Source organism: Hymenobacter terricola (assembly GCF_017921975.2).
Lineage (GTDB): Bacteria > Bacteroidota > Bacteroidia > Cytophagales > Hymenobacteraceae > Hymenobacter > Hymenobacter terricola.
Window position 1 is genome coordinate 1 of record NZ_JAGEMO020000234.1, and the last position, 529, is coordinate 529.

Consider the following 529-nt stretch of genomic DNA (forward strand, 5'->3'; position numbering starts at 1 on the left):
TCCGTCCGGCTTCCCCGTCCGCATCCGTCTGAAGCTGTTAATCATAACCGCCGATTATCTCCCGGGCTCCTCCCCCTTTTTTTTCGCCGCCGCCGTCCTCCCGCCCCCTTTGTTTGCTGCCGTCTACGGGATGGCTTGCAGCGCGACAGACGAACACGGCAATTTTCCCATCTGCGAAAATCTTATTTTCCCGTTTGCAATCTTTAACGTTTCGCCCCCAAAACGGCACCCTAAGACGCTCTAAAATTTGCCGCCGGGGATGGCTTTCAGCCGCTGCCGCCGACAGGCGACAGCCGCAAAAAAAACAGCACAAGAGAAAAAGCTCATGGCCTCTGCTGCTCCGGCTCCTGCTTCTTTGGTGGGTGGCTTCGCTCCGCTCGCCGCTCGCCATGGGAGGAGAGCCGCCGGGCTTCCGGGCTTTCCGGGCTTCCCGGGCTTTCCGGGCTTTCCGGGCTTCCCGGGCTTTCCGGGCTTTCCGGGCTTTCCGGGCTTTCCGGGCTTCCGGGCTTTCCGGGCTTTCCGGGCTTCC

The 529-nt window shown here is 61.2% G+C and carries 2 protein-coding genes; both read left to right on the forward strand.

From position 1 onward, the window contains the following. Window positions 1–244 (forward strand): hypothetical protein (locus J4G38_RS28375; protein WP_226164194.1); only part of this gene is annotated, 244 nt, incomplete at its 5' end. Window positions 245–259: 15 nt separating this feature from the next. Continuing rightward, window positions 260–529, forward strand: a 270-nt coding sequence (locus tag J4G38_RS28380; protein ID WP_226164196.1) for a hypothetical protein, incomplete at its 3' end; no start/stop codon positions are given.